This is a genomic window from Streptomyces sp. NPDC004838 (genome assembly GCF_053600955.1).
Genome location: NZ_JBSGAW010000042.1, coordinates 33222 through 58726, shown reverse-complemented (window position 1 = coordinate 58726; position 25505 = coordinate 33222). Strand labels below are relative to the sequence as shown.

At 71.3% G+C, this 25505-nt stretch carries 19 protein-coding genes; 6 read left to right on the top strand and 13 right to left on the bottom strand.

Annotated features, from left to right (window positions below):
• Positions 1-227, top strand: a 227-nt coding sequence (locus ACWEFL_RS33445) for a hypothetical protein (RefSeq protein ID WP_451720187.1), incomplete at its 5' end; no start/stop codon positions are given.
• Between the two features lie 105 nt (positions 228-332).
• Here ACWEFL_RS33445 and ACWEFL_RS33440 read toward each other — a convergent pair.
• Positions 333-1340: a stage II sporulation protein M gene (locus tag ACWEFL_RS33440; RefSeq protein ID WP_451720184.1), complete on the bottom strand. Its 1008-nt coding sequence runs from the start codon at positions 1338-1340 to the stop codon at positions 333-335.
• Positions 1341-1465: 125 nt separating this feature from the next.
• Here ACWEFL_RS33440 and ACWEFL_RS33435 point away from each other — a divergent pair, with 125 nt between their 5' ends.
• Positions 1466-2578 carry an RDD family protein gene (locus tag ACWEFL_RS33435; RefSeq protein ID WP_451720181.1) on the top strand — a complete coding sequence of 371 codons (1113 nt, stop codon included), beginning with the start codon at positions 1466-1468 and terminating at the stop codon, positions 2576-2578.
• A 103-nt stretch (positions 2579-2681) separates the two neighbouring features.
• Here ACWEFL_RS33435 and ACWEFL_RS33430 read toward each other — a convergent pair whose 3' ends face one another.
• The 8 genes from ACWEFL_RS33430 to ACWEFL_RS33395 all read right to left on the bottom strand — a co-directional run bounded on the left by ACWEFL_RS33430 (position 2682) and on the right by ACWEFL_RS33395 (position 12342).
• Positions 2682-3308: a hypothetical protein gene (locus tag ACWEFL_RS33430; protein ID WP_451720178.1), complete on the bottom strand. Its 627-nt coding sequence runs from the start codon at positions 3306-3308 to the stop codon at positions 2682-2684.
• Positions 3309-3584: 276 nt separating this feature from the next.
• Positions 3585-5042 (bottom strand): adenosylhomocysteinase, encoded by a 1458-nt coding sequence (gene ahcY, locus ACWEFL_RS33425; RefSeq protein WP_451720175.1) that lies wholly within the window; start codon positions 5040-5042, stop codon positions 3585-3587.
• Positions 5043-5542: 500 nt separating this feature from the next.
• Entirely contained in the window at positions 5543-6520 is a 978-nt protein-coding gene (locus ACWEFL_RS33420) for a cation diffusion facilitator family transporter (protein WP_451720172.1), read from the bottom strand.
• Positions 6521-6631: 111 nt separating this feature from the next.
• A complete protein-coding gene (manA, locus tag ACWEFL_RS33415) occupies positions 6632-7795 on the bottom strand; it encodes a mannose-6-phosphate isomerase, class I (protein WP_451720169.1) in 1164 nt (387 codons plus the stop codon).
• Positions 7796-8321: 526 nt separating this feature from the next.
• Positions 8322-9458, bottom strand: a complete 1137-nt coding sequence (locus ACWEFL_RS33410; protein ID WP_451720166.1) for an SIS domain-containing protein — start codon at positions 9456-9458, stop codon at positions 8322-8324.
• A 188-nt stretch (positions 9459-9646) separates the two neighbouring features.
• Positions 9647-9838, bottom strand: a complete 192-nt coding sequence (locus tag ACWEFL_RS33405) for a Trm112 family protein (protein WP_451720163.1) — start codon at positions 9836-9838, stop codon at positions 9647-9649.
• Positions 9839-10457: 619 nt separating this feature from the next.
• On the bottom strand, positions 10458-11822 hold the full coding sequence (locus ACWEFL_RS33400; protein ID WP_451720160.1) for a phosphomannomutase/phosphoglucomutase: 1365 nt from the start codon (positions 11820-11822) through the stop codon (positions 10458-10460).
• Between the two features lie 67 nt (positions 11823-11889).
• Positions 11890-12342, bottom strand: coding sequence for a metallopeptidase family protein (locus ACWEFL_RS33395; RefSeq protein ID WP_451720195.1), 453 nt, complete (start codon positions 12340-12342; stop codon positions 11890-11892).
• A 429-nt stretch (positions 12343-12771) separates the two neighbouring features.
• Here ACWEFL_RS33395 and ACWEFL_RS33390 point away from each other — a divergent pair, with 429 nt between their 5' ends.
• A complete protein-coding gene (locus ACWEFL_RS33390; RefSeq protein ID WP_451720157.1) occupies positions 12772-13197 on the top strand; it encodes a DUF3499 domain-containing protein in 426 nt (141 codons plus the stop codon).
• A gap of 261 nt (positions 13198-13458) precedes the next feature.
• On the opposite strand, the gene ACWEFL_RS33385 is transcribed toward ACWEFL_RS33390, so the two are convergent.
• The 3 genes from ACWEFL_RS33385 to ACWEFL_RS33375 form a co-directional block, all read right to left on the bottom strand.
• Positions 13459-15042, bottom strand: coding sequence for a DUF5719 family protein (locus tag ACWEFL_RS33385; RefSeq protein WP_451720154.1), 1584 nt, complete (start codon positions 15040-15042; stop codon positions 13459-13461).
• Positions 15039-18887 carry a glycosyltransferase gene (locus tag ACWEFL_RS33380; protein ID WP_451720151.1) on the bottom strand — a complete coding sequence of 1283 codons (3849 nt, stop codon included), beginning with the start codon at positions 18885-18887 and terminating at the stop codon, positions 15039-15041. The genes ACWEFL_RS33385 and ACWEFL_RS33380 overlap by 4 nt, the downstream gene beginning before the upstream one ends.
• A gap of 914 nt (positions 18888-19801) precedes the next feature.
• Positions 19802-20065 (bottom strand): WhiB family transcriptional regulator, encoded by a 264-nt coding sequence (locus ACWEFL_RS33375; protein ID WP_006348971.1) that lies wholly within the window; start codon positions 20063-20065, stop codon positions 19802-19804.
• 708 nt (positions 20066-20773) lie between these two features.
• Here ACWEFL_RS33375 and ACWEFL_RS33370 point away from each other — a divergent pair.
• Genes ACWEFL_RS33370 through ACWEFL_RS33360 form a run of 3 tightly spaced genes read left to right on the top strand, consistent with a single transcriptional unit; the run spans position 20774 to position 23785 of the window.
• On the top strand, positions 20774-21298 hold the full coding sequence (locus ACWEFL_RS33370; RefSeq protein ID WP_451720148.1) for a cysteine dioxygenase: 525 nt from the start codon (positions 20774-20776) through the stop codon (positions 21296-21298).
• A 13-nt stretch (positions 21299-21311) separates the two neighbouring features.
• On the top strand, positions 21312-22268 hold the full coding sequence (cofD, locus tag ACWEFL_RS33365) for a 2-phospho-L-lactate transferase (RefSeq protein WP_451720146.1): 957 nt from the start codon (positions 21312-21314) through the stop codon (positions 22266-22268).
• Positions 22265-23785 carry a coenzyme F420-0:L-glutamate ligase gene (locus tag ACWEFL_RS33360; RefSeq protein ID WP_451720143.1) on the top strand — a complete coding sequence of 507 codons (1521 nt, stop codon included), beginning with the start codon at positions 22265-22267 and terminating at the stop codon, positions 23783-23785. The genes cofD and ACWEFL_RS33360 overlap by 4 nt, the downstream gene beginning before the upstream one ends.
• A gap of 232 nt (positions 23786-24017) precedes the next feature.
• Here ACWEFL_RS33360 and ACWEFL_RS33355 read toward each other — a convergent pair whose 3' ends face one another.
• Positions 24018-25004, bottom strand: a complete 987-nt coding sequence (locus tag ACWEFL_RS33355; protein ID WP_451720141.1) for a DNA-3-methyladenine glycosylase family protein — start codon at positions 25002-25004, stop codon at positions 24018-24020.
• Positions 25005-25505: the final 501 nt, after the last annotated feature.

The window sequence follows — 25505 nt, the reverse complement described above, 5'->3', positions numbered from 1 at the left end:
TGCGTTTCCAACCTTACCAGACCTTTTTCCCATTCCGTTTCCGGCTTGGAATTTCGATCGAGCGGCCGATTGGAGAAGCCTTTTGCCTTTCGGCGGTGCCGACATTATCAGAAGCTTTTAGACTGAGCGAATCAGCCTTCACGATCCGGATAAGAGGTCGATTGGCTCTGCGGAAATCTGATCTTTCCGTTGAGAGCGAGAGAGACGCTATCGGTTGCGCTGGATGATGTCCAATCCGAGGCAACCGTTTGAATCTACCTCCCCACGTGAGCCGTGTCAACAGCTCTGTGGACAGAAGAGGACAGTAGCAGGTCAGAGGGGTCGGACGCACATCAGGCTGCGACCGGAAGCCGGGCGCTACGTTCCGCGGCGTCGACGTCACCGGATTCGCCCGCGCGGGCCGCTCGTCCGCCCAGGACGTAGACGTATGCGAGGAAGGCCAGCTCGGCGGCGATACCGATGGAGATGCGGGCCCAGGTGGGCAGGCCGGAAGGGGTGACGAAGCCTTCGATCACGCCGGATACGAAGAGGACTAGGGCCAGGCCGATGGCCATGCCGAGCGCGGCGCGTCCCTGCTGGGCGAGGGCGGTGCGGCGGGAGAGAGGGCCGGGGTCGATGAGCGTCCAGCCGAGGCGGAGGCCCGTGCCGGCGGCGACGAAGACGGCGGTCAGTTCGAGGAGCCCGTGGGGAAGGACGAGGCCGAGGAACACATCGAGGCGGTCGGCCGAGGACATCAGGCCGATGCCCACGCCGAGGTTCAGCATGTTCAGGAAGAGGATCCAGATCACGGGGAGGCACAGGAACGCACCCAGGGTGAGGCACATGGCGGCTGCCTGGGCGTTGTTCGTCCAGACCTGGGCCGCGAAGGAGGCCGCCGGGTTGCTGGAGTAGTACGTCTCGTACTCGCCGCCGGGACGGGTCATCTCGCGGAGTTCGGCGGGGGCTGCGATCGCCGCCTGGACCTCGGGATGCGCGGCGATCCACCAGCCGATGACCGCGGCCACGAGGGTGGACAGGACCGCGGTCGGTATCCACCAGTGACGCGAACGGTAGACGGCTGCCGGGAAACCCGCGCTGAGGAAGCGGACCGCGTCACGCCAGGTGGCGCGCCGAGTGCCGGTCACCGTGGAGCGGGCGCGGGCGACGAGCTGGGTGAGCCGGCCCGTCAGCATCGGGTCGGGGGCGCTGGACTGGATCAGAGAGAGGTGGGTCGCCGTGCGCTGGTAGAGGTCGACGAGTTCATCGGCCTCGGCTCCGGTGAGACGGCGGCCCCGGCGCAGGAGTTCGTCGAGGCGGTCCCACTCGGCACGGTGGGCGGTCACAAAGACATCGAGGTCCATGTCGGCTGCTGCTCCAGGCACTGGGGGCGTACGTTCGTACTACTGCGGCGCTCTGCGGGTCAGCTTGGCAGACTGGGCGCGCACGGGGCGGGGAAGGTCGACGCGGGAGGCGGGAGGCGGCATCGGTGAGTGCTCTGGTGACGGGGGACGCTGTCGTCCTCGGGCTGCAGCCGGCGAAACTGCCGAGTCGTGCACTCGCCATCGTGATCGACCTGCTGGTGGTGGTCGGCGCCTACGTCGCGATCTCGGTGGTTCTGACGCTGACGACCTCCTCGCTGGACGACGCCGCTTTCGCGGCGGTGTCGATCGCCACGTCTCTGCTGGTCCTGGTAGGGGTGCCGATAGTCGTGGAGACCCTCAGTCGTGGGCGTTCGCTGGGGAAGCTGGCCTGTGGACTGCGGGTGGTGCGGGACGACGGAGGCCCGATCCGGTTCCGGCACGCGCTGGTGCGTGGGGCGATGGGGATGGTGGAGATCCTGATGACGTTCGGGGTCGTCGCCTGCATCGCCTCGCTGGTGTCGGCGCGAGGGCGGCGGGTCGGGGATGTGTTCGCGGGGACGCTGGTCGTACGGGAGCGGGTGCCCGCGGCGCGCGTGGGAGTGGTGCCGCCTCCCCCGCCGTGGCTCGTGGGGCGGTTCGCGGAGCTGGACCTGTCCGGGGTGCCGGATGAGCTGTGGCTTGCGATACGTCAGTACTTGATGAGGATGCGGCAGCTGGATCCGGCCGTGAGCTGGTCGATGGCTCAGCGGCTCGCCGCTGAGCTGGCGGAGCGTACGGGCGCGCCCGCTCCCGAGGGGGTGGCACCGGCGGCGTATGTGGCGGCTGTGGTCAACGAGCGGCAGGTACGGGACGCCCGGCGGGCGTTCGGGAGCCGGCCCGGCGGTGGCGGAGCCGCCGCATACGCGACCGGTGTCGGTTTCGGCCCCGGTGACGGGGCTGTGTCCGGTGAGGGCGGATATCCGGGCTCCGCGGTTGCTCCGGTCCCCGAGGCCGGGGGCGCTCCCGATGTCATGGGTGGCGCGGGTGTCCGTGGGTCGGTCTGGACGCTTGAGACGCCTGAGACGAGCCCGCAGGGTGAGCTTGCGAGGCAGCATGGGCACGGCTCGGCCGTGCGGCCGGTCCCGGGTCCGGTGACGCGGGAGCAGTCTCAGTCACAGCCGGAGGCGGAGGGGCAGGCGGACGCCTCGGGCGAGGCCGGGCGGGCCAGGCCGGGGACGGGGTTCGTCCCTCCCTCGTAGATCTCGGGCCGGTGGGTTGGCCGGTGGTTGTGGTGCCGTCGTCGCCGATGGGCGGTGGGGTCGCCAATGGGCGGTGAGGGCGACGAAGGTCGCGAGGCCGTCGTCAGGGAGCGGGGCGGGGAAAGGCCGACGGCGGGGTTTCGAGGTCTTCGAGTTCGATGCCGGGTGCCGCGAGGACCACGTCACCGGCGATGTGGACGGTGTGCTGTTCCCCCGTGTCCAGGGCGCTGACCTGGTATTCGTCCACGATCAGAGGGCCGTTGTCAGTGGCGTGCGCTTCACTGTTCATCAGGGCCCAGGACTGGTCGAGGGTACGGGGAGCGAGGACCGGATCCGTGAACGCGACGAGGCGGACGCGTGTCGCGGGGGAATCGGGGGTGAGACGCAGCAGACGAGTGATCGCGATGAGGAATGCGGGGGATGCGCCGGTGAAGGCGTGGGCGCGGGCATTGCCTTCGGTCGCGTGGGTGCCGGTGGGGTCGGTGCGGACCCAGGTGACGCCGTCGAGGGCGGCACCGCGGACCTGCCAGCTCGCGGCGTGGAGTTCGAGACGTAGGGGGCGGCCGAGTTCGTCCAGGGCGAGATCGACAGAACCGGTGTGGTCGCCGGAAGGGGTGGTGATCTGGGAGACGTAGCGCCAGCCGGAGGGGCCCGGTGCGCACTGGAAGTGTTCTTCGCCGAGAGGGGTGCGATCGTGCGGATCGTAGAGCGAATATCGGCCGCGGGGCATGAGCGTCGGAGTCCTTGTGCGGTGGGGCTGTCGTGAGGCGCCGTTCGCGGTGACGGCTCTCGCGGAACCTGCCGGGCTCTGCCGGACTTCGTGAACGCGATGGAGAGCCTGGGCGTAGGGGGAGGTACGGGCAGGCCCCCGACACGGGGGTGCGGGGGCCTGCCGAGTACCTCTGGGATTGGCTGATCCGCGGTCGCTCGTCACCGGCCGGGCCGTGAAGCCGGGTGCGTGGTGGCGGCAGCAGACGGCGGGCGTGCGGGCGCGGTCAGTACTCCGTCAGTAGCGGTAGTGGTCGGGCTTGTACGGGCCCTCGACCTCGACGCCGATGTAGGCGGCCTGCTCGGGACGGAGCGTGGTCAGCTTCACGCCGAGCGCGTCCAGGTGCAGTCGGGCGACCTTCTCGTCGAGGTGCTTGGGCAGCACATAGACGTCGGTCGGGTACTCCTGCGGCTTGGTGAACAGCTCGATCTGCGCCAGGGTCTGGTCCGCGAAGCTGTTGGACATCACGAACGAGGGGTGACCGGTGGCGTTGCCCAGGTTCAGCAGGCGTCCTTCGGAGAGCACGATGATGACCTTGCCGTCCGGGAAGGTCCAGGTGTGGACCTGCGGCTTGACCTCGTCCTTCACGATGCCCGGGATCTTGGCCAGGCCGGCCATGTCGATCTCGTTGTCGAAGTGGCCGATGTTCCCGACGATGGCCTGGTGCTTCATCTTGGCCATGTCCGCGGCCATGATGATGTCCTTGTTGCCCGTGGTGGTGATGAACAGGTCCGCCTTGTCCACGACTTCGTCGAGGGTGGTGACCTGGTACCCGTCCATCGCCGCCTGAAGGGCGCAGATGGGGTCGATCTCGGTGATGATCACGCGGGCGCCCTGGCCGCGCAGGGACTCCGCGCAGCCCTTGCCGACGTCGCCGTAGCCGCAGACCACGGCGACCTTGCCGCCGATGAGGACGTCGGTGGCGCGGTTGATGCCGTCCACCAGGGAGTGGCGGCAGCCGTACTTGTTGTCGAACTTCGACTTGGTGACGGCGTCATTGACGTTGATCGCCGGGAAAAGGAGGTTGCCGTCGCGGTGCATCTCGTACAGACGGTGAACACCGGTGGTGGTCTCTTCGGTGACGCCGCGGATCTCGGACGCGAGGCGGGTCCACTTCTGCGGGTTCTCGGAGAGGGTGCGGTTCAGCAGGGTGAGGATGTGGGCGAACTCCTCGCTGTCCGCCGTCGACGGGTCGGGGGCCTCGCCGGCCTTCTCGAACTCGACGCCCTTGTGGACGAGGAGCGTCGCGTCACCGCCGTCGTCGAGGATCATGTTCGGGCCGCCGGTGGGCGTGTCGGGCCAGGTGAGGGCCTGCTCCGTGCACCACCAGTACTCCTCCAGCGTCTCGCCCTTCCAGGCGAAGACGGGGACGCCCTGGGGGTCGTCCGGGGTGCCGTTCGGGCCGACCGCGATGGCGGCGGCAGCGTGGTCTTGAGTGGAGAAGATGTTGCAGGAGGCCCAGCGGACCTCGGCGCCGAGGGCGACCAGGGTCTCGATGAGTACGGCGGTCTGCACCGTCATGTGCAGGGACCCGGTGATGCGGGCGCCGGCGAGCGGCTGCCGCTCGGCGTTCTCCTTGCGGATCGACATCAGGCCGGGCATCTCGTGCTCGGCGAGGGTGATCTCCTTGCGGCCGAATGCGGCGAGGGAGAGGTCGGCGACCTTGAAGTCCTGGCTGGTGGCGACGGTCGTCATGGCGGGCTGCTCCTCGTGGTGTGGGTCGAGGGTGGGTACGGCTGACTCCGCGGTGGCGGGCACACGAATGCCCGGACCACTCGCAGCGCAGTCCGTCGGAGGCCCTCTCTCCCTCGGCCGGTCCCCCGAGGAGAACCGCCCGACCGCCATCAGCAGCGACGTCTGACTGGTCACGAATCTACACCGGTCGGTGGTGCGTGCCCCAGCCCGCCGGGTGCGGGATCCGGCCACATCGGGGTGGGAAGGCGGGGTTTTCCGGACGGTTCCGGTGCCCGTGTCGGCTTGGGTGAGCGGAGTCGGCCCCTGGGCAGCGGCGGGGTCCCGGAGCCCATGTGGTTCACCTGGGGCGCTGCTCGTACTACTCGTACTGCTCGCACTACTCGTACTGGATCCGCCGTACTCGGACTGGACCTGCCGTAATGGACGCGCCGTGCCGATCCGTCGTACTGGAGCCGGCGTGTTGGGTCCGGCGCGGCGGATCGGCGCTCGGTCGTGCGGGATCAGTGGGCGGTATCCGGGGCCGGGCCGCCCGGGGACTTCGCCGGGTTCAGACCCGCCGCTGCCGCCGACTCGCTGTAGATGTCCGGCTCCAGATAGATCACGCGCGCGATGGGGACGGCGGTGCGGATGCGGTCCTCGGCCGCGTTGATCGCTTCGGCGATCCCGGCAGCGGTGCTGTCCCGGCGTACCGCGATCTTCGCGGCGACGAGCAGTTCGTCGGGGCCGAGGTGGAGCGTACGCATGTGGATGAGGCTGGTGACGGTCTCGCCGTCGACGACCGCGCCCTCGATCTTCCGCACCTCGTCGATACCCGCGGACTCGCCCAGCAGCAGCGACTTCGTCTCGACGGCGAGGACGAGCGCGATGAGGATGAGCAGTACGCCGATGCAGAGCGTGCCGATGCCGTCCCACACGCCGTTGCCCGTCGCCAGGGCGAGGCTGACACCGCAGAGCGCGAGGATCAGACCGACCAGCGCGCCGAGGTCTTCGAGAAGTACGACGGGGAGTTCGGGGGCCTTGGCGTGGCGTACGAAGTCGGTCCAGGACTGCTTGCCGCGCAGCGCGTTGGACTCCTTGATGGCCATCCGGAAGGAGAACATCTCGGCGATGATCGCGAAGACGAGGACGCCGACGGGCCAGTACCAGTGCTCGATCTCGTGCGGGTGCTTGATCTTCTCGTAGCCCTCGTAGATGGCGAACATGCCGCCGACCGAGAAGAGGACGATGGAGACGAGGAAGGCGTAGATATAGCGCTCGCGTCCGTAGCCGAAAGGATGCTGCGGGGTCGCTTCGCGGGTGGCTCTCTTGCCGCCGACGAGCAGCAGTCCCTGGTTGCCGGAGTCCGCGAGCGAGTGGACGCTCTCGGCGAGCATCGACGACGAGCCGCTGAACAGAAACGCGACGAACTTCGCCGCCGCGATTGCGAGGTTGGCGGCGAGTGCCGCCACGATCGCCTTGGTTCCGCCTGACGCGCTCATGTGTGCCGGATGTCCCTTCGTGGCGGTGGTGCCTCGGTCACCGCGCGCCGGACGTGCCTCGCCCGAGCCGCGCGGTGCGCCATTGTCGCAGGGCCGACGGGCAGGTTCGCGTCAGATCGCGACGGTCGCGCGGTAGAGGGTCCCGCCGCCGCCCTCCGCGCCCGAGATCTCCACTTCGTCCCCTGCGGGGACGAATGCCGACTCGCCCGGCCCGAGCGTCAGTTCGCCCGCTCTGACGCCTCCCGACGTGCAGAGCAGGATCTGCGGGGTGGGCGCGGTGATGTCACGCGGCTTCGCGTCGCGCGCGAGGAGATAGCGGGAGAGCCGGAACTCGTCGATCGGCGCGTCGTACACCTCTTCGCCGGCCGGTGACGCCTCGGGGCGCAGGATCGCGGGGTCGGCCGGTTCGAAGCGGACGACGCGCAGGAGTTCGGGAACGTCCACATGCTTGGGGGTGAGGCCGCAGCGCAGGACGTTGTCCGAGTTCGCCATGATCTCGATGCCGAGGCCGCTCAAGTACGCGTGGGGGACTCCGGAGCCGAGGAACAGGGCTTCACCGGGCTGCAGTCGGACGTGGTTGAGCAGCATCGCGGCGATGAGACCGGGGTCGCCGGGGAAGTGGTGTGCGATCTGCGCGTACGGGGTGTAGTCGCCGCCGAGCCAGTCCGCGGCCGTGGCGGCTTCGGTGACCGTGTCCGCCATCTCCTGACGGTCGGCTGTCAGCACGGCGGTCAGGACCTCGCGGAGCGCGGCTTCCTCCGGGTGGGCGTGCAGCACGTCGACGTACGGCTTCAGCGAGTCGACGTCGAGTCCGGCGAGGAGTTCGGCGGCCGCGAGCGGTGTGCGGAACCCGCACAGTCCGTCGAACGGGGTGAGCGCGCAGATCAGTTCGGGTTTGTGGTTGGCGTCCTTGTAGTTGCGCTGCGGGGAGTCGACCGGGATGCCCGCGCGTTCCTCGGCGGCGTACCCCTCTTGCGCCTGCGCGAGGTTCGGGTGGACCTGGAGGGAGAGCGGGGCGCCGGCGGCGAGGAGTTTGAGCAGAAACGGCAGTCGGGGGCCGAACTTGGCCATGGTCGGGGCGCCGAGTTCGCTCACGGGGTTGGCGGCGATGACCTCGTCGAGGGGACCTCGGTCGAGGTGGGAGGGCGCGCCGGGGTGGGCGCCCATCCACATCTCGGCCTGGGGTTCACCGGTGGGGGCGGTGCCGAGCAGCTCCGGGATGGCGGTCGTGGAGCCCCACGCGTACGGACGCACGGTGTTGGAGAGGCGGTCCATGTTCTTCTTTCTGCGTGGTGCGGCGTGCTGTGATCGTCGGCGCGTGCCCGCGCGTGTCGGTGTGGCCGCTGGGGTGGTCGGGGGTACTGCCCGCGTCGGGCGGGGTTCCTCGGAAGGGGTTCGTCGGAAGGAGTTCGTCGTAAGGGGTTCGTCGAGCTGGTGGACTGTTGCCGCCGGGGTTCCGTCCGCTCCTGCTCCTGCTGGGCCGATCCGCTGCTGTGGCGGCGGCTGGGCTGTGACCGAGGGGGTTCGCCGGGTTCACCGGTGTGCGTATGTCACCCGTCACGGCACTGGTCGGTGCGGTGACCGGAGGCGGCTGCCGGTGGGCCCGCGGCGTCCGGTGCGGCGTAAGGCGCGTCCGGTGCGGCGTGAGGCGGAGGCCCGCGGCTCGTATTCGCCGTACGCGGCGGGCTCGCCGGACTCGGGTGGTCCGACAACGCTGGGGGTACCGCCCGTGCCCGCAGGACACGGAGGGGGAAGCGCCGTGCGGGGCGTCGCGGGCCGGTGAGCGTTTCCGGTCACGGCACTAGGACGGCGTGGCGGGAGTCGCGAGCGCCAGGTAGACGGCGGCGAAGTCGGTGACGGCGAGCAGTTCGGCGATCGACTCCAGCTCGGAGCCGTCCTCCGGTTCCAGCTCGCTGATCGGGGTGTCGTGGCTGAGCGCGAGTTCGCGGGCGGCGGGGGCGGCGGTCAGTCCGCCGGTGGGGCGGTCGCGCAGCAGGACGACACGGGCGCGCAGGGCCTGCGGTTCCTCCACGCGGTCGCGGAAGAAGTCCTCCGGGTCCGCGCCGGCGGCGAGGGCGCCCGCGAGCAGTACGCCGTGGGCGGGCAGCGCCTCGGGGAGTTCGGCGGCGAGGGCGGGGCGGCCGGCGAGCTCCGCCAGTACGGCCGCGAAGCGGCGGCCCGCAGGGGCCGCGCCCACGCCTTCGGTCCAGATCAGCGGGAGGCTGTCGGTCAGTTCCGCTGCGAGCGTCTTGGCCGGGTTGCTGTAGGTGGCGATGGCGGGGCCGCAGCGCTCGGCGGCACGGTCGAGGCGGTCGGCGACCTTGGCGAGGGTCTCCGGGGGTGCTTCGAGGAGGCCGACGCGGTCGAGGAGCGCAAGCAGCGGGGTGAACAGCGCCCACAGCGCGCCGGGGCTGGCCGCCTGGGTCTCCTCGTACAGCTCGTGCGGGGCGGTGGCCATCGGGACGACGACGCCGTGTCGGCCGCCGACGGCTTCGGTGAGCGGGGTGCCTTGCGGGGCGACGGCGACGACGGTGCAGCCTCGGCGGTACGCCTGTTCGGCGAGGAGTTCGAGGCCGGGTTCGCTGCCGTCGGTCGTGGCGACGAGGAGGAGGTCGACGGAGCCCGCCCAGCCGGGGAGTGTCCAGCGCAGGGCGCCCGCGGCGTGGGCGACGCCGGTGGGGTGCAGCCTGGTGACGGGGGCGCCGGCGCCGGCGAGGGCGCCGATCAGGTCGGCGACGCCGGTGGCGGCGGTACCGGATCCCGCGATGAGGATGGCGCGGGGGCGGCCGTCGGGCTTCAGCTCGGCGATTCCCGCTTCGGCTGCGTGGCGGGTGGCCGTCCGTACTCTCGCCCCGGCTTCGGCGGCGCCGCGGAGCAGTCCCCGGCGGTCGGCGCGGGCCAGAGCTTCCGGGTCGTCGAGGAGCGACTCGTCGAGCATGGGGTGGGGTCTCCGATCGCCGGGGGATCGCCTATGGCGCCCTACTTTAGGGCTCTCGTTCGTTTTTGTGGGCTCAGTTCGCCTCCGGGGCGTCCCTTGGCTTTGAGGGCTCGGACTCCCTCCTGCGCCCTGCACCGCACGCCACCGGACCCGCTCCCTGAACCAGCCTGATCCCGGACGAAAGACCTTTAGACCGATCCCCCTGGGCGACGCGCTTCGTCGACGAGGAGTACGGGGATGCCGTCCCGGACGGGGTAGGCGAGGCCGCAGTCCTCGCCGGTGCAGATCAGTTCGGGGGTGTCCGCGGCGCTGCTGTCGCTCAGAGGGCTGTGACAGGCGGGGCAGGCCAGGATTTCGAGGAGACCGGCTTCGAGCGGCATGTGCGGGGTTCCCTTCTGTGGCCGGCGGGCGGGTCGCCGTCCGGTCGCCCGGTTGGGCGGGTCGAACGGGCGACACGGGGCGCGGGTGCGGGGTGCCGGGCGGCTGGATCGGACCACGTCAGCGTACCGCCGGGCGGAGACGCGCGCCGCGCCCTGGGGGTACGGGAGGTTCCGCTTGCGTCTTGTCCGCCGCCGGGCTCCGCCGGGCCGACTGCGTCGGCTGAGCCGGCCGGGAAGCCGGGTGTTCGGCCGGCGTACGGCCGCAGGCGTGGTGGGCTGAGGTGTCCGAGGGGGTCGGGAGGTGCCGGGCGGGGGATTTCCCGCCCGTCCCCGCCCGTCCCCGCGCGGCCGCGCACCCTTCGCACCCCGAGCGGCAGCCTCGCGCCGAGCCATGCGGCGGTGACGCGGATCCGGGTTCGGCAGCGCACGGCGACACACACTCCGTACCCCGCACCCCGCACCGGGAGAACCAGGTGCGGGCGAAGTCTGCGGTGGGGTACCGCGTACCCCATCGCAGACGGCGGCCTCCGCCGCGCGCCGCCCCCCGCCCCGCCGGGAAGCACAGCGGCGCGGGGGCGGCCGGGCACAGCAACGCGCGGGAGCGAGGGAGCGCGGTGGGTCAGACTCCGCGGATCAGAGACAGGACCTCGTCGCGGATCTTCCTCATCGTGGACTCGTCGCGCGCCTCGACGTTCAGCCGGAGGAGAGGTTCCGTGTTGGAGGGGCGGAGGTTGAACCACCAGTCGGGGGCGTTGACCGTGAGTCCGTCGAGGTCGTCGAGGGCGACGTCGGGGCGGGACTCGAAGGCGGCCCGAACTGCGTCGGCGCTGGCGGACTGGTCGGCCACGGTGGAGTTGATCTCGCCGGAGCCGGTGTAGCGGTCGTACTGGGCGACCAGTTGGGACAGGGGCCTGTCCTGTGTACCGAGGGCGGCGAGGACGTGGAGCGCGGCGAGCATGCCCGTATCGGCGTTCCAGAAGTCGCGGAAGTAGTAGTGGGCCGAGTGTTCGCCGCCGAAGATGGCTCCGGTGCGGGCCATTTCCTGCTTGATGAAGGAGTGGCCCACGCGCGTACGGACGGGAGAACCGCCGTTTTCACGGACGACCTCGGGGACGGACCAGGAGGTGATCAGGTTGTGGATCACCGTGCCGCCGGGGTGTTTCGCCAGTTCGCGGGCTGCGACCAGGGCGGTGATCGCGGACGGCGAGACGCCCTCGCCCCGTTCGTCCACGACGAAGCAGCGGTCGGCGTCGCCGTCGAACGCGAGCCCGATGTCGGCTCCCTCGGCCCGTACGCGCTCCTGGAGGTCGACGATGTTCGCCGGGTCCAGCGGGTTGGCCTCGTGGTTGGGGAAGGTGCCGTCGAGTTCGAAGTACATCGGTACGAGGGTGATGGGCAGCGACTCGAAGACGGTGGGCACCGTGTGGCCGCCCATGCCGTTGCCCGCGTCCACGACCACCTTCAGCGGACGCATCGCCGACAGGTCCACGAGCGACAGCAGATGGGCCGCGTACTCCGAGAGGGTCTCGTGCTCGGTGATCCGGCCCGTCGTGGCGACCGGTGCGGGGGCTCCGGACGACGACCAGGTCTGCGCCAGTTCGCGGATCTCCGCGAGGCCGGTGTCCTGGCCGACGGGGGCCGCGCCCGCGCGGCACATCTTGATGCCGTTGTACTGCGCCGGGTTGTGCGAAGCGGTGAACATCGCGCCGGGCAGCCCGAGGTGACCGGAGGCGAAATACAGCTGGTCCGTGGAGCAGAGCCCGATCAGGGTGACGTCCGCACCCCTCGCCGCGGCACCGCGTGCGAACGCCTGTGAGAGGCCGGGCGACGAAGGGCGCATGTCGTGGCCGACGACGATGGCGTCGGCCTCCGTGACCTGAACGAACGCCGCGCCGAACAGTTCGGCCAGCGTCTCGTCCCACTGATCCGGCACCACCCCGCGAATGTCGTACGCCTTCACGATCTGCGAGAGATCAGCAACCACTGGCCAGCCCTTCCGGAGTCTCTGTGCGGTCGCCCCAAGTTATCGGAACACGAATTATCCGAACACGTCACTCTTGGCCGTAACGGGGGTCGACCGACTCCGGGGCCAGCCCCAGCAGCTCCGCCACCTGCTCCACCACGACCTCGTGCACCAAGAGGGCACGTTCCTCGCGGTTCTTCGTCCGGATCTCGACCGGCCGCCGGTAGACCACGATCGTGGCCGGCCGGTCCTTCGCGGCGGCGAGCGAACTGCCCAGCGGCACAGTCTCCTCCCGGACGCCTGGCACGTCCATGACGAGGAAGTCCACATCGGCCAGTTGCGGCCAGCGGCGCTCCAGCCGTTCCACCGAGTCCTGGACCAGGTCCCGGAAGGTCTCCGACCGGCTGGCCGCGAGGGGCACCTGCGGCGGGGCGACGGGGCCCCTCATACCGCGGCCATGGCGATCGCGACGGCGGGGCCTCGGCTCGGGCGGACGAGGCCGTCTCGGCTCGCTCGGGCTGGGCGGTACGGAACTGTCCATCACTCACGCAGGGTAGCTCTCCGGAGCGTACGGCGATCAGGCAAGCACACCGTGGACGTACCCGGGAACCTTCCGGAGAGCGCCGGAGGCGCCCCGAGGAACACCGAGGAACACCGGGAAACACCGTGCAAGAACAGCCGGATGAGGGGAAGAAGAAGCGAAGAGGAAGCGAAGAGGAAGAGCAGGGAAGGAGAGCCGAGGGGAGGGCAGAGCGGTGTGTCGGCAAGTGATCGTTCCGGCGGCTCTTGAGGTCGGTTGTCTGCGCTCCGGCGATCGCGGGGCGGACGGCGAATGACCTGATTTACGTCCCGTCATGACCGGTTCACCGGCTGTCACCGCTCCTCCCGGAGATCCTTACCCGCAGGTCAGAACGGCTCTTCGAAAGCCTCGCACAACCGGAATCACACGACGACACGGTGGAGTGACCTGATGGAGAGTCGTCGCAGCCCGTTCAAGAGTGCGGTACCGTCCAACCTCGTGAGCCCTGTACGTCGATGTTCGCGCACCGCGTGCGGCCGCCCCGCCGTCGCGACACTGACGTACGTCTATGCCGATTCGACGGCGGTCCTCGGCCCGCTCGCCACCTATGCCGAACCCCACTGCTACGACCTGTGCGCCGAGCACAGCGAGCGTCTGACCGCACCGCGCGGCTGGGACGTCGTACGGCTCACCGACGGCTCGGCCCCGGCCCGGCCCAGTGGTGACGATCTGGAAGCCCTCGCCAACGCCGTACGGGAAGCCGCCCGTCCGCAAGGACGCCCGGCCGCCGAGGCCCAGAAAGGGCGGCGCACGGCGGATCCGCTGGAAGTCGCCCGCCGCGGACATCTGCGCGTGCTGCGGTCGCCCGATTCCTGAACCCGACGGGACAGACGGACGTCGGGTCTTGATCCCTGCGGGGCAGATGGACGGCGGGTCTTGAACCCTGCGGAGCCGTCTCTGAGCAGTTCGTGAGAGCCGTACGAGCATGTCGTACGGCTCTCACGCGTACGGGCCGATCAGCGGCCGGCCTCCCTGGGCCGATCGGACAACCGGGCCGCCCGTCGCCCCTTGCCTCCGTACGGAAGCGCCGTGAAGTGCCGCGAAGTGCCGTGAAATGCCTTACAGAGGCACGGAATTTCAGTCGTCGAGGACCGAGAGGTCCTGCCGCGCCGTGGGCACCGCAACCGTGCCCTTGTCGTCCGGCAGCGTCTGGACCGTGAACATCTCGACGCCGCCCTGGGTCAGCGAAAGCATGCGCGACGCGTGGACCGGGCCGCCGGACGTGGTCTCGACGGTGAGTGCGTACGAACCCTTCAAGCCGTCCGGCACGGGAGCGGCGACCGCCAGGGTGGTGCCCGCCTTGACCGTGTACGTCTTCACCACCTGCGTACCTCCCTCGGTCCCCGCCGACGCGGTGACCTTGACCTGGGCGGCGGCGCCGGGCGCGGTGAGCGCGAGGGTCGAGCCCTTGGCACGGTTGTCCGCGACGCTCGACCGGGCGCCGACGGGCGCGGCGGCCGGGATGAAGGCGATCTCCTGTTTGGCGCCCTCGCCGCGTACGACCCGCAGCGCCGCGACGACCGGAGTACCGCGCCCGGCCTGGGCCGGGCTGAGGATCAGAGAACCGGCCTCGCCCTTGGTGACGTCCCGGAGGTCCACGCTCGCGGTCATGCGGGATTTGACGCGGAGGCTCTCGAACCCGGCCGGGACGATCTTGCCGCCGGGGCCCGCGAGCTCGATCTTCAGATCGGCGTCGTCGTCACCCGGTGCGAAGGCCACCAGGCGTACGGAGGTCGCGTCGGCCGGAATGCCGGGGAGCACGACTGTCCCCGAGGGGTCGGCCGAGGCGTTGAGCCAGTCGCTGCCCGCCTTGTCCTCGGCGGATCGCAGGGCCGCGCCGAGCCGGCCCGAGCGGACCGTGACACGGACGGTGAGGTCCGGGGCGGCCTCGGCGGTGAGGGTGGAGAGCAGGATCGGGACGCTGGATCCGGCGGGGACAGGGAGGCCGTCGCCGCCGGTGGTCTTGAGTGCGCCGTCCTTGCCGTACAGCTCGATGTCGGCGACGGCGGCGGTTTCGTCGGGGTTGGTGAGGTGGACGTAGTCCTGCCGTTCCTTGGCGGTGGACGCGCCGGGGAACCAGAAGCCGGTGTCAGGGCCGGTGCAGGGGGTGCCGAGCAGTCCGCGCGCGCTGCCCGCGGTGACCGTGGTGGTCTGCTGGGCGGTCCAGCCGGGTGCGAGAGCGCCGGTGGCGGTGCCGACCAGTGCGGGGGCGTCACCGCCGCTCGCCTCGGCGGCGACGGGCTTGCCGGGCTCCTTGAGGGAGACCACCGGCTTCTCCGCCGCTCGGTTCTTCGCGCTCTCCCCGGCCTTCTCGGCCTTGTCGGCGTTGTCTTCCTTGGCTTCCTTGTCTGAAGTGTCGGCCTTCTTCGGGTCGGTGCCGGGGTCCGCGAGGGGCGAGGCCGACGTGGTGAGGTCGGCCGTACCCGTCGGCCTGTCGCCTCCCGCGTCCGATGCGGGGGTGAAGGAGGTGTACACGGTCTCGGCGATCTCCGAGCCGCTGGGCGCGGGGCAGAGCAGACTGGAGCGCTCGACCGGGAGCAGTGCCGGGGCCTTGGCGTCGGTCTTCCCGCTGTCGCCGTCGGGCGTGGTGAGCGAGGCGATCCCGGTGATCACGGCGAGGACGGTCGCGGTCGCGAGCAGGGAGATGGTCGTGCGCTTCACTCTGACTCGCCTCGCGTCGCGTCGGGTTCGGGGTGGTAGCCCGTGTTGCGGTCGGGTTCGGGGGTGTACGGGCCGGATGGGTAGGGCTGCTGGTGCTGCTGGTGCTGCTGGTACCGGCCCTGGTCGTACCCGCTCGGGTACGGATCGCCCGCGGAGGGGTACGGGCCGGAGGAGTACGGGTCCGAGGAGTACTGGTCCAGGGAGTACCGGTCGGACGGGAACCGCTGCTGGTACTCGTCGCTTCCGTACTGGTACTGATCCTGGTATTGCGCCTGACCCTGGTCCTGGGGGTACTGGCTCTGGTCATGGCCGTGGGGCACGGCGGGCACGGCGTACGGCTGGGCCTGCTCGTCCATGCGCTGATCCCAGTCGGCGCTGTGCCGGCGCTGTTCCGGCAGTTCCTGCTGGGTCTGCTGCGTCTGCTGTGCTTGCTGCGTCTGCTGGACCCGGCCGGTCTGCTGGGCGTACGGGTCGGCGACGGCTTGCGCGGTGTACGGGTCCGCCGGGTCGGCCGCGGTCTGCTGCGACGTTCCACCGGACTCCTCCGCCTGGGCGCGGAGTCTGCGGGCCCGGCGGCCCTCGCCGTCCACCGGCTGGGAGGGCACGGCGGCGACGGCCTCTTCCGGGAGGTCGTCGTCGACCTGCTTGCGCCTGCCGGGCAGGGCGAGCACGACCAGGACGAGCGCGAGGAACGCCTGGGCCCAGATCCAGACGGTGTGGGTGGCTGGCTCGTCGTACGTCAGAGCCAGTCGGCCCCCGTCGGCGGGGAGTTCGAAGCCCTGGGCCCAGCCGTCGACGGTCTTCTTCTTGAGAGGGCGGCCGTTGAGGGACGCCTGCCAGCCCTCGTCGGCGCGGTCGGCGACCCGCAGGACGCGTCCTTCCGGGCCTGACGGGATTTCGGCGTGGGCGTCGACCGCGGCCGATGCCACCGGCAGCGGGTCGCCCGCCCCGGTGATGGTGACGCGGGCGACCTGGCGGTCCACGCGCCACAGGGCGCTGCCGTCGAGCTGGCTGAGGCGGCTCAGGCCCGGAGTGGCGTCCAGGACGCGGCCGGTCTGGAGCGGGGCTCCGTCGCGTACGAGGACATAGCGGATCGCGAAGCCGCTGAGCTGGCTGGACTGGTCCGCGCCGGAGCCCGCGACGAGGTTGGCGACGATCTTGTCGAGGCGGGCGTTGCCGCCGCCCGCCTCCGCGAGTTCGGCGTCGCCGAGGCGGGCGCCCGATCCCCGTACCAGCGTGTACGGAACCTCGGCGGCCGAGTCGCCGCCGAGTACCAGGGTGCGCGGCTGGTCGCGGGTGATGCTCTCCTCCGCGACGAAGGCGGGCACCTGGACGGGGTCGCGGCGCTCCAGCGGCCCGGCGGCTCCGGTGATCATCCAGCTGACGGCGAGATAGACGGGGGCGAGGCCGGCGGCGCCCGCGACGAGGATGGCCAGGGGCTGACGCCAGCCGAAGCTCTGGGAGGAGACTCGGGTGCGGCCCAGTTCCGCGCCGAGCACGGTCGCGGCGATCAGGGCGGTTCCGTAGACGAGGGTCGCGGGTCCGGCCCAGCCGGAGCCGTTGGAGACGACCGCGAAGACCAGTCCGACGAGGGCGACGGTCCACGCGGCGCGGATCGCGAACTGCCGCTCCTCGCGCAGCAGGGCGGAGAGCGCGGCGAGGACGATGCCGATGAGGAGCAGCGTGCCGAGCGCCTTGGGGCCGCCGGGGGTGATGGTGAGCAGGTCGACCCCGGACGCGGTTCCGCTGCCGATGTCGAGTCCGGCCTCGCGGAAGAAGGCGGACGGGCCGGTCAGCAGGGTGAGCGACCAGGGCGCTAGGACGAGTACCGGGGTGCCGACGGCGGCGAGGAAGCGGAGGGCGTACGCGGTGAGGTCGTCGCGGCGTACGACGAGTACACCGAGGCCGAGGACGACGGCGAGCGGCCACACGATGGGCGTGAACGCCATGGTGACCGTCAGGAGCAGGGCGTACGCCCAGGTGGCGCGCCAACTGCCCCGGCCCGCGTCGGCGCTCCGGCCGGTCCGGCCTCCCTCGCCGCTCCTGCTTCCCTCGCCGTTCCGGTGGAATCCGTGGGCGGCGACGGCGGCGCGGGCGATCAGCGGCAGCAGGATCGCGAGGACGGCGGTGCCGAGCCGGCCGGTGGCGAGCGCTCCGGTGGCGGCGGGGAGGAAGGCGTACGCGATGCTCGCCCAGGCCCGCAGCAGCCGGGAGCTGACGAGGGGCCGGGAGGCGAAGTACGCGGTGAGTCCGGCGAGCGGCACCGAGCAGACGAGCAGCAGGGTCAGCGCGAAGCCGGTGGAGCCGAGGAAGAGAGCGGAGAGGGCCGCGAGCACGCCGAGGTAGGGCGGCGCGGTCTGGGTGCCGCCGGTGCCGAGGGGGTGCCAGGCGTCGGCGTAACGCGACCAGAGGCCGGACACGTCGGCGGGTGCGGGCAGCAGGGCGCCGCCGGCGAGGGCGCCGCCGCCGAAGAGCCCTCGGCAGGCGACGACGGAGACGATGAGGAGGACGGCGAAGAGGACGGGAGCGGGTCGGCGGGCGATCTTCTTCAGCCGGGCGAACTGCTCGATCTCCAGGAAGTCGGCGTCGTCGCCGCCGGGGCCGGATTCGACCGCGCCGTGGCGGGAGCCGCCGCCGGAGTCGGAGTCGTTGCCGCCGCCGAGATGGCTCGCGATCTGTTCGACGGTGGCGCGGACGGTGGCGCCGGGCGGCGGGAAGAGGGGGCGCAGTTCGGCGGTGTCGATCGCGCGGGCGGCCTTGCGCGCGCGGCGTCCGGCGAAGATCCGCTCGGGGCGCAGAAGGGTGCCGAAGAGTCCCATGACCTCGTCGACGGCCTGGCCGGGGGCCTTGCCGACGAGGTAGGCGAGGGTGCGCAGCAGGGTGCCGAGGGCGATACGGAGCAGGATGTACGGGAGGGCGGCGGCGCGGGCGTTGGTGAGCAGGGTGTAGACGGCTCCGGCCTTGTCGACGCGGTGCGGGTTGGCGACGGAACGGCCCGCGCAGTCGACGGTGCGGCGTTCGCGGGCGGCTGCCTCGGCGTGCCGCAGGACGGCGTCGGGGGCGATGAGCACGCGGTGGCCGGCGGAGTGGGCGCGCCAGCAGAGGTCCACGTCGTCGCGCATGAGCGGGAGGCGGCGGTCGAAGCCGCCGAGCTGGTCGAAGACATCGCGGCGGATGAGCATTCCGGCGGACGAGACGGAGAGGACCGACCGGATCTGGTCGTGCTGACCCTGGTCCTGTTCACGGCGGTCGAGGCCGGTCCAGCGGCGTCCGCTGTTGGCGATGGAGACGCCTGCTTCGAGGAGTTGCTTGCGGTCGTACCAGCCGCGAAGTTTGGGGCCGACGATCGCGGCGTGCTCGTCGCCGTCGACGACGCGGAGGAGTTCGGCGAGGGCGCCGGGCTCGGGCGCGCTGTCGTCATGGAGGAGCCACAGCCACTGCACGGGTTCGCCGTGCGGCAGTTCCGGCATGTCGTACGCCTCGTCCTGCCAGGTCCTGGTGACCGGGTCCCATCCGCTGGGACGCTTCAGATAGGGCAGGTCGTCGGGGGTGAGTACGCCGGCGGTGCGGGCGGCCTCGTCGACGGCCGCGCCGAATCCGGTACGGCGTGCCAGGTGCAGTACGCGGTGGGCGCCGAGCGCCTCGGTGAGCAGCCGGGCGGAGTCGTCGGCGCTGCCGGTGTCGGCGGCGATGACGTTCTGTACAGGGCGTTCCTGGCCGAGGAGCCCGGCGAGGGTGTCGGAAAGCCAGCGCGCGCCGTCGTGCGAGACGAGTACGGCGGTGACGACATGCCGCGGGAATTCCTGCGGATGCGCGGGGGTGAACGCGGCGGTGGTGGCGGACATCGGGGTACGGGCCCTCCGGCCAGGGGGTCGCCCCTTGGGGGCGCTAAGCGTCTGGGACGGGGCCCCACACTAACGGTAGGGATCAGCCCCGGGGTCCGAAGTGCTCCGGGGGAGGCGGAGCCCGGACGTCCCGGCGGCCCGGCGAAAGCCCCTGTCACCGGTGCGGGAACCCGGGAACGGGGCCGGAGGTCACATCTTGGACGGTGCTCGTCCTGGGTACGGGGAGGGCCGCGGCGGGGGTGCAGACGGGAGCTGCCGGCAGGAGCCGGGCGGTGCGCGGTGGGTGGGGTGGGGTGCGTAGGGGGATGGGGTGCGTAGGGGGTCGTACGGCTCGGGATGCTTCCGTACGCCTCGGGGCGGCCCTGTACGCGGGGGCGCGGGCTCCGTCGGCGGGCGCGGGCTTCATACGAGAGCGGACTTCATACGAGATACGAGGTGGGCGCGAGGTCACGCCGGAGCGCACCGGAGCCGCTGTCGGAGTGCGGGCCCGACCCGCTCGGCGGCCCGCGGCGACAGCGCGCCGTGAACGCCGACACCTGCCCGGCCCGGACTTCTCCGCCCTGGACATCCCCGCCTGGACATCCCCGCCTGGAGAAGCCGCCGCTACGGCCGGTCCGCCGGGCAGGGCTCGGTCCGCCGGACGCGGGCCGCACGACGCACCGATCGCACCCGACGCACCCGACGCATCCCGCCGACGCGCTGATCGCACCCCGCCGGGACGCACGGCGCGGAAACGCGAACGGTCCGCCGCGGGGGCGGACCGTGGCGCGGCTCCATCGGGCGCACAACGCCCGTACCCGTACGCGCCCGAACGCGATGAATTCGATGCGTTCGGATAATTCGACGGCTCGATGTGTTCGAATCGTTCGAGCTTTTCGGCCCGGCTGTTCCGACCCGGCGGTCCGGGCGGTGCGTCAGACCGCCGCCTTCTTCAGCCGTCGGCGCTCACGCTCCGACAGCCCGCCCCAGATGCCGAATCGTTCATCGTTGGCGAGGGCGTACTCAAGGCATTCCGAGCGGACTTCACACGCGAGGCAGACCTTTTTCGCCTCGCGGGTGGATCCGCCTTTTTCGGGGAAGAAGGACTCGGGATCGGTCTGCGCGCACAACGCGCGCTCCTGCCAGCCGATTTCATCGTCCGCGTCTTCGACCAGCAGTTGTTCGAACAGCTCGGTCATGTGCGCCCCTCGTCTGTCTTGGCGTCCCCGTGATGTTGCCGTGATCGATTCGGCCGAACGACACGAGTGAAATTACAAGTGTGTGGATCCGGGCCAGTCAAGCCAAGATCTGCTATTGGGTCCCGTATTCACTCTGCGGAACCAAGGCTATGCGGAAAGTGTTCAAATCACCAAAAACTGACACCTGCCGACGACCTGCCCCGCGATCTCCCGCACCCTCCCCTCTTACGGAGGAGGACGTCCAAGCGTTCGATCTTGTTGCGATCGAGCCGGTGAAGCGATCCGGATCACAGTGCGGTCACAGGATCACCCCAGCGTTGACGAACGCGTTCGGCGCCGGTCGGTGCCGAGGGCACGGTTGCTGCGCCATGTCTCCTGGTCGCCCGCTGCACAAACCTTTCTCCGCGCCCTGTGACCGGATGAGGTGAAACATTGCCGCCAAACCGGTCAATGAGTTGACATCAATGCGGCTCAGCCGTCACCTTGGGTGCATGCAAGCGACCTCCGCGCCTCTCGCGACCCCCGTCCGTGGGTTCCGCAGCGCTGTCCAGGCTCGCTGTTGCTGTTGCTGTTCCAGCTGTTGATGCCGTAGCGCTCCAGCTCCGCCTTTCGCTCCCCCTCCGCTGATCACCCCTGTGATCACCCCTGCGTGGATCAGCGCGCATCGCATCGAACCCCCCACGTTCTCTGCTGAGGAATCCCGTTTTCATGAACAGCGACAGCGATCTCCAGATCGCCGGCGACATCCTGTCCGTACAGCACCTTCTCCAGCCCGCGCGCGAGCACCCGACCACCGTCGCCGACTTCGCCGGGCTCGCCCGCTCGATCGCCGCCGACCGCGCGCAGTGGGCCCCTCTCGTCGAGTACGACGCGACCACGCGCTGGTACCACCGGCTGCGCACCGGACCCGGCTACGAGGTGTGGCTGCTGTCGTGGGTGCCGGGGCAGGGCAGTGGGCTGCACGACCACGGACCGTCGTCCGGTGTGCTGACGGTCCTCGAAGGGCAGCTCACCGAGCACGCCCGGAGCACCACGCGGAAGCTGACGGCCGGGACGGGGATCCCCTCCGGCGGGCGCTGGGGACGGGTCTTCGCGCCCGGTTATGTGCACGAAGTGGTCAATGACTCGCTCGAACCCGCCGTGTCCCTGCACATCTACTATCCGGGCCTGACCGAGATGCCGATGCACACCGCTCAGTGCTCCCCGGCCGCCCAGGACGTCGCGCGCGCCTGACAGACTGCTGCTCATGCGCATTGTGGTTCTGGCCGGCGGCATCGGCGGCGCCCGTTTCCTCCGCGGTCTGAAGCAGGCCGCGCCCGAAGCGGACGTCACGGTGATCGGCAACACCGGCGACGACATCCATCTGTTCGGACTGAAGGTCTGCCCCGACCTCGACACCGTGATGTACACGCTCGGCGGTGGCATCAACGAGGAGCAGGGCTGGGGGCGTACGGACGAGAGCTTCCGCGTCAAGGAGGAGCTGGCGGCGTACGGGGTGGGGCCTGAGTGGTTCGGACTCGGGGACCGCGACTTCGCGACCCATATCGTCCGTACGCAGATGCTCTCCGCGGGCTATCCGCTCAGCGCCGTCACCGAAGCCCTCTGCACCCGGTGGAACCTCGGCGTCCGGCTGCTGCCGATGTCCGACGACCGGGTCGAGACACATGTCGCCGTCGAGATCGACGGCGAGCGGAAGGTCATCCACTTCCAGGAGTACTGGGTGAAGCTGCGGGCCTCCGTGGCCGCGGAGGCGGTCGTGCCGGTAGGCGCCGACCAGGCGAAACCGGCGCCGGGGGTGCTGGAGGCGATCGCCTCGGCCGATGTGATCCTCTTCCCGCCGTCCAACCCGGTCGTCAGCGTCGGCACGATCCTGGCGGTGCCCGGCATCCGCGAGGCCATCGCGGACGCGGGCGTTCCGGTGGTGGGCCTCTCCCCCATCGTCGGGAACGCGCCGGTGCGCGGCATGGCCGACAAGGTCCTCGCGGCGGTCGGCGTGGAGGCCACGGCCGCCGCGGTCGCCTCGCACTACGGCTCCGGGCTGCTGGACGGCTGGCTCGTCGACACCGTGGACGCGGGAGCGGTCCCGGAGGTCGAGGGGGCGGGGATCCGCTGCCGGGCCGTGCCCCTGCTGATGACGGACGTCGACGCGGCGGCCGAGATGGCGCGGCAGGCCCTGGCGCTGGCGTCGGAGGTGCGGGCATGACGGCGCGTGAGGCGGTGTCCGGCGAGGTGACGACGCATGAGGTGACACCCGGTGAGGCTTCGCCCGGCGAGGTGACCTCCCGTGACGTGACTTCCGGTGGATTGGCTTCCGGTGACGTGGCTTCCGGTGAGGTGGCTTCCGGTGAGACGGCGGCGCATGAAGTGACGTCGTACCAGGTGACGGCGGTGCGCGGGCTGCCCGAGGTCCGGCCCGGTGACGATCTCGCCGCGCTGATCGCCGCGGCCGCCGGACCGGGGCTGGCGGACGGGGACATCCTTCTCGTCACCTCCAAGATCGTGAGCAAGGCGGAGGGGCGCGTGCTCGCCGCCGCGGACCGTGAGGCCGCCATCGACGCGGAGACGGTACGGGTGGTGGCGCGGCGCGGACCGCTCCGTATCGTCGAGAACCGACAGGGGCTGGTGATGGCCGCCGCCGGGGTGGACGCGTCCAACACCCCCGCCGGGACGGTGCTCCTGCTGCCCGTCGACCCCGACGCCTCGGCGCGGTCGATCCGCGACGGGCTGCGGGCGGCGCTCGGCGTGGACGTCGGGGTGATCGTCACGGACACCTTCGGGCGGCCCTGGCGCAACGGTCTGACCGATGTCGCGATCGGCGCGGCCGGCGTGCGGGTCCTCCACGATCTGCGCGGGGGGACCGACGCGCACGGCAATCCCCTGAGCGCGACGGTCACCGCGATCGCGGATGAACTGGCCTCGGCCGGTGATCTGGTCAAGGGCAAGACACACGGGCTGCCGGTCGCGGTCGTACGCGGCCTCGGGCACCTCGTGGGCCAGGCCGCGTACGACGAGGCTCTGGAAAGCGCGGCTCTGGAAAGCGCGACTCCCGAAGGCACGGCTCCCGAGGGTGCCCGCGCGCTGGTGCGGTCCGCGGCCGAGGACATGTTCCGGCTCGGTACGTCCGAGGCGGTACGGGAGGCGGTCACCCAGCGGCGTACGGTCCGGGAGTTCACGGACGAGCCGGTGGATCCGGGTGCGGTCCGCCGCGCCGTCGCGGCGGCCGTCACCGCGCCCGCCCCGCACCACACCACGCCCTGGCGTTTCGTACTCCTCGAATCCGCCTCCTCCCGCAAGGAGTTGCTGGACGCGATGCGGGAGGCGTGGATCGCGGACCTGCGGCACGACGGCAAGTCGGAGGAGTCCATCGCCAAGCGCGTGCGCCGGGGTGAGGTGCTGCGCCGGGCCCCGTACCTGGTCGTGCCCTGTCTGGTGATGGACGGCTCGCACCACTACGGGGACCCTCGGCGGGACGGCGCCGAGCGCGAGATGTTCGTCGTCGCGACGGGCGCGGGCGTACAGAACTTCCTGGTGGCGCTGGCCGGTGAACGGCTCGGTTCGGCGTGGGTCTCCTCGACGATGTTCTGCCGCGATGTCGTACGGGATGTGCTGCGGCTGCCGGAGGACTGGGATCCGATGGGGGCGGTGGCGGTGGGGCACGCGGCCGGGCCGCCGAAGGAACGGCCGCCGCGGGACGGCGGAGCGTTCATCGCGATCCGGTAGGCCGCGTTCCGGGCCTCCGGGCGAGGGAATGGGCTCGGCGTCGGTGGATAAGGACCGGGCCGGAAGACGAGCCGGGTCAGGACCCGGTCAGGAGCAGTCCCGGGAGCGGTGCCAGGGGCAGGAGCAGTGCCGGACGCCTGGCCGGGCCGGGCACCCTGAGCGGTGGCGGACGCCGGGCCTTGAGCGGTGCCGGAGCGGTGGCGGACGCCGGGCCCCGGCCTGGGCCTGGGCCTCAGAGCAGTCCGATGTCGACGCGCGGCATCTTGGGCGTACGGCGCGGAGGCGTACGGCCGCTGAGGAGGATGAAGCGGGCCGCGCGATGCCGCTGGCCCTCGTACGGCGCGAGCAGTTCGAGCATCGCCGCGTCGTCGGCGTGACGGTCGCCCGCGAGGGCGTAGCCGACGATGCCCGGCAGATGCAGGTCTCCGACGGTGACGGCGTCCGGTGCGCCATTGCTGCGCTGTACGGTCTCGGCGGAGGTCCACGGGCCGATCCCGGGGATCAACTCAAGGCGGGCGCGGGCCTGTTCGGGCTCCATGGCGGCGGCCTCCTCCATCCGGCGGGCGACGCGGACCGCGCGCAGTACGGCGGAGGCGCGTTTGCCGTCGACGCCCGCGCGGTGCCACTCCCAGGACGGGATGAGGGCCCAGGCACGGGGCTCGGGCATCACGTACAGCCGGGTGTCAGGGCCGGGCGCGGGCTCTCCGTGGGCGCGGACGAGGAGACGCCAGGCCCGGTACGCCTCGTCCGTCGTGACCTTCTGCTCCAGGATCGACGGAATGAGGGACTCCAGCACCAGGCCGGTGCGGGTGAGGCGGAGTCCGGGCCTGCGGTGCCGCGCGAGCGCGACGAGCCGGTGTCTGGGGGTGAAGGCGTCGGGGTCGTCGTCCGCCCCGAGCAACGCGGGCAGCCCGTCCAGCAACCACCGCGCGCCCGGCCCCCACGCCTCGGCCTCCACGTCCCCCGCGCCACCGGCCCGTACGCGCAGGGTGCCGGGTCCGTCGGGGGTCCTGCTGGCCCGCCATACGGACCCGTCACGGGTCATCCGGAACGTGGGGTCCGCCGGCCCTCGCCTCAACGGGCCGAGCACCAGCCCCAGGTCGAGCGGGCCCGGAGGCGTCCACCGCCGGACGAGCGCGGGTCCCTGGGCGGGGACGCTTCCGCTCCCGGCGCGGCGGGAGCCGACGGGGTGGGGGCGTGGTGAGAAGCGTCCTGACACGGGGTCCTCGGTGCGGGCGGAGTCGTACGGCGGGATGACACGTACGAGGGTAGGCGGTACGGGCCGCCGGGGGGCGGAGACGGGTGACCGACCGCTGTTCGGGGCACGGCCGTGGTCTGTCCTGACACGCTGCACACGCTGCGGCCCCTTGGGAGAAACGATCCGGCCCGGCGGGACCGTCCGCCCGGTGCGGGGCCTCGGAGGGGCGGGCGGCGGGCAGCCCCGAGGCGTCGTCCGATGCCGACGCGGTGGCTTCGTACGGAGAACGCCGCCCCGGCACCGGGGCAGTGGCCCCTCACCGTGCGGCGGTCCGGTGCGGCGGCAGCCTCGGCACCCTGCACCCGGCAACTCGCCGGAAAGGGCGGCCGTACGGTGCCTTCCCTCCGGGACGCGAGCGGATCCGGTGTGCGCGCCGAGGACGGGGGGCGCGTCCGGTCCGTCGGGCCGGTTCCGCCTCCCCGCGCCCGGCAGAGGCGAGGGCGGTCGCCCCGAGAGCGACCG

What these genes read in the sequence shown, in the direction of transcription:
- ACWEFL_RS33370 (WP_451720148.1), top strand. Translation starts at nt 20,774, where the DNA reads ATGAACAGCGACAGCGATCTCCAGATCGCCGGCGACATCCTGTCCGTA.
- cofD (WP_451720146.1), top strand. Translation starts at nt 21,312, where the DNA reads ATGCGCATTGTGGTTCTGGCCGGCGGCATCGGCGGCGCCCGTTTCCTC.
- ACWEFL_RS33375 (WP_006348971.1), bottom strand. Translation starts at nt 20,065, where the DNA reads ATGACCGAGCTGTTCGAACAACTGCTGGTCGAAGACGCGGACGATGAA.
- ACWEFL_RS33395 (WP_451720195.1), bottom strand. Translation starts at nt 12,342, where the DNA reads ATGGACAGTTCCGTACCGCCCAGCCCGAGCGAGCCGAGACGGCCTCGT.
- manA (WP_451720169.1), bottom strand. Translation starts at nt 7,795, where the DNA reads ATGGACCGCCTCTCCAACACCGTGCGTCCGTACGCGTGGGGCTCCACG.
- ACWEFL_RS33430 (WP_451720178.1), bottom strand. Translation starts at nt 3,308, where the DNA reads ATGCCCCGCGGCCGATATTCGCTCTACGATCCGCACGATCGCACCCCT.
- ACWEFL_RS33380 (WP_451720151.1), bottom strand. Translation starts at nt 18,887, where the DNA reads ATGTCCGCCACCACCGCCGCGTTCACCCCCGCGCATCCGCAGGAATTC.
- ACWEFL_RS33390 (WP_451720157.1), top strand. Translation starts at nt 12,772, where the DNA reads ATGGAGAGTCGTCGCAGCCCGTTCAAGAGTGCGGTACCGTCCAACCTC.
- ACWEFL_RS33360 (WP_451720143.1), top strand. Translation starts at nt 22,265, where the DNA reads ATGACGGCGCGTGAGGCGGTGTCCGGCGAGGTGACGACGCATGAGGTG.
- ACWEFL_RS33440 (WP_451720184.1), bottom strand. Translation starts at nt 1,340, where the DNA reads ATGGACCTCGATGTCTTTGTGACCGCCCACCGTGCCGAGTGGGACCGC.
- ACWEFL_RS33410 (WP_451720166.1), bottom strand. Translation starts at nt 9,458, where the DNA reads ATGCTCGACGAGTCGCTCCTCGACGACCCGGAAGCTCTGGCCCGCGCC.
- ACWEFL_RS33420 (WP_451720172.1), bottom strand. Translation starts at nt 6,520, where the DNA reads ATGAGCGCGTCAGGCGGAACCAAGGCGATCGTGGCGGCACTCGCCGCC.
- ACWEFL_RS33405 (WP_451720163.1), bottom strand. Translation starts at nt 9,838, where the DNA reads ATGCCGCTCGAAGCCGGTCTCCTCGAAATCCTGGCCTGCCCCGCCTGT.
- ahcY (WP_451720175.1), bottom strand. Translation starts at nt 5,042, where the DNA reads ATGACGACCGTCGCCACCAGCCAGGACTTCAAGGTCGCCGACCTCTCC.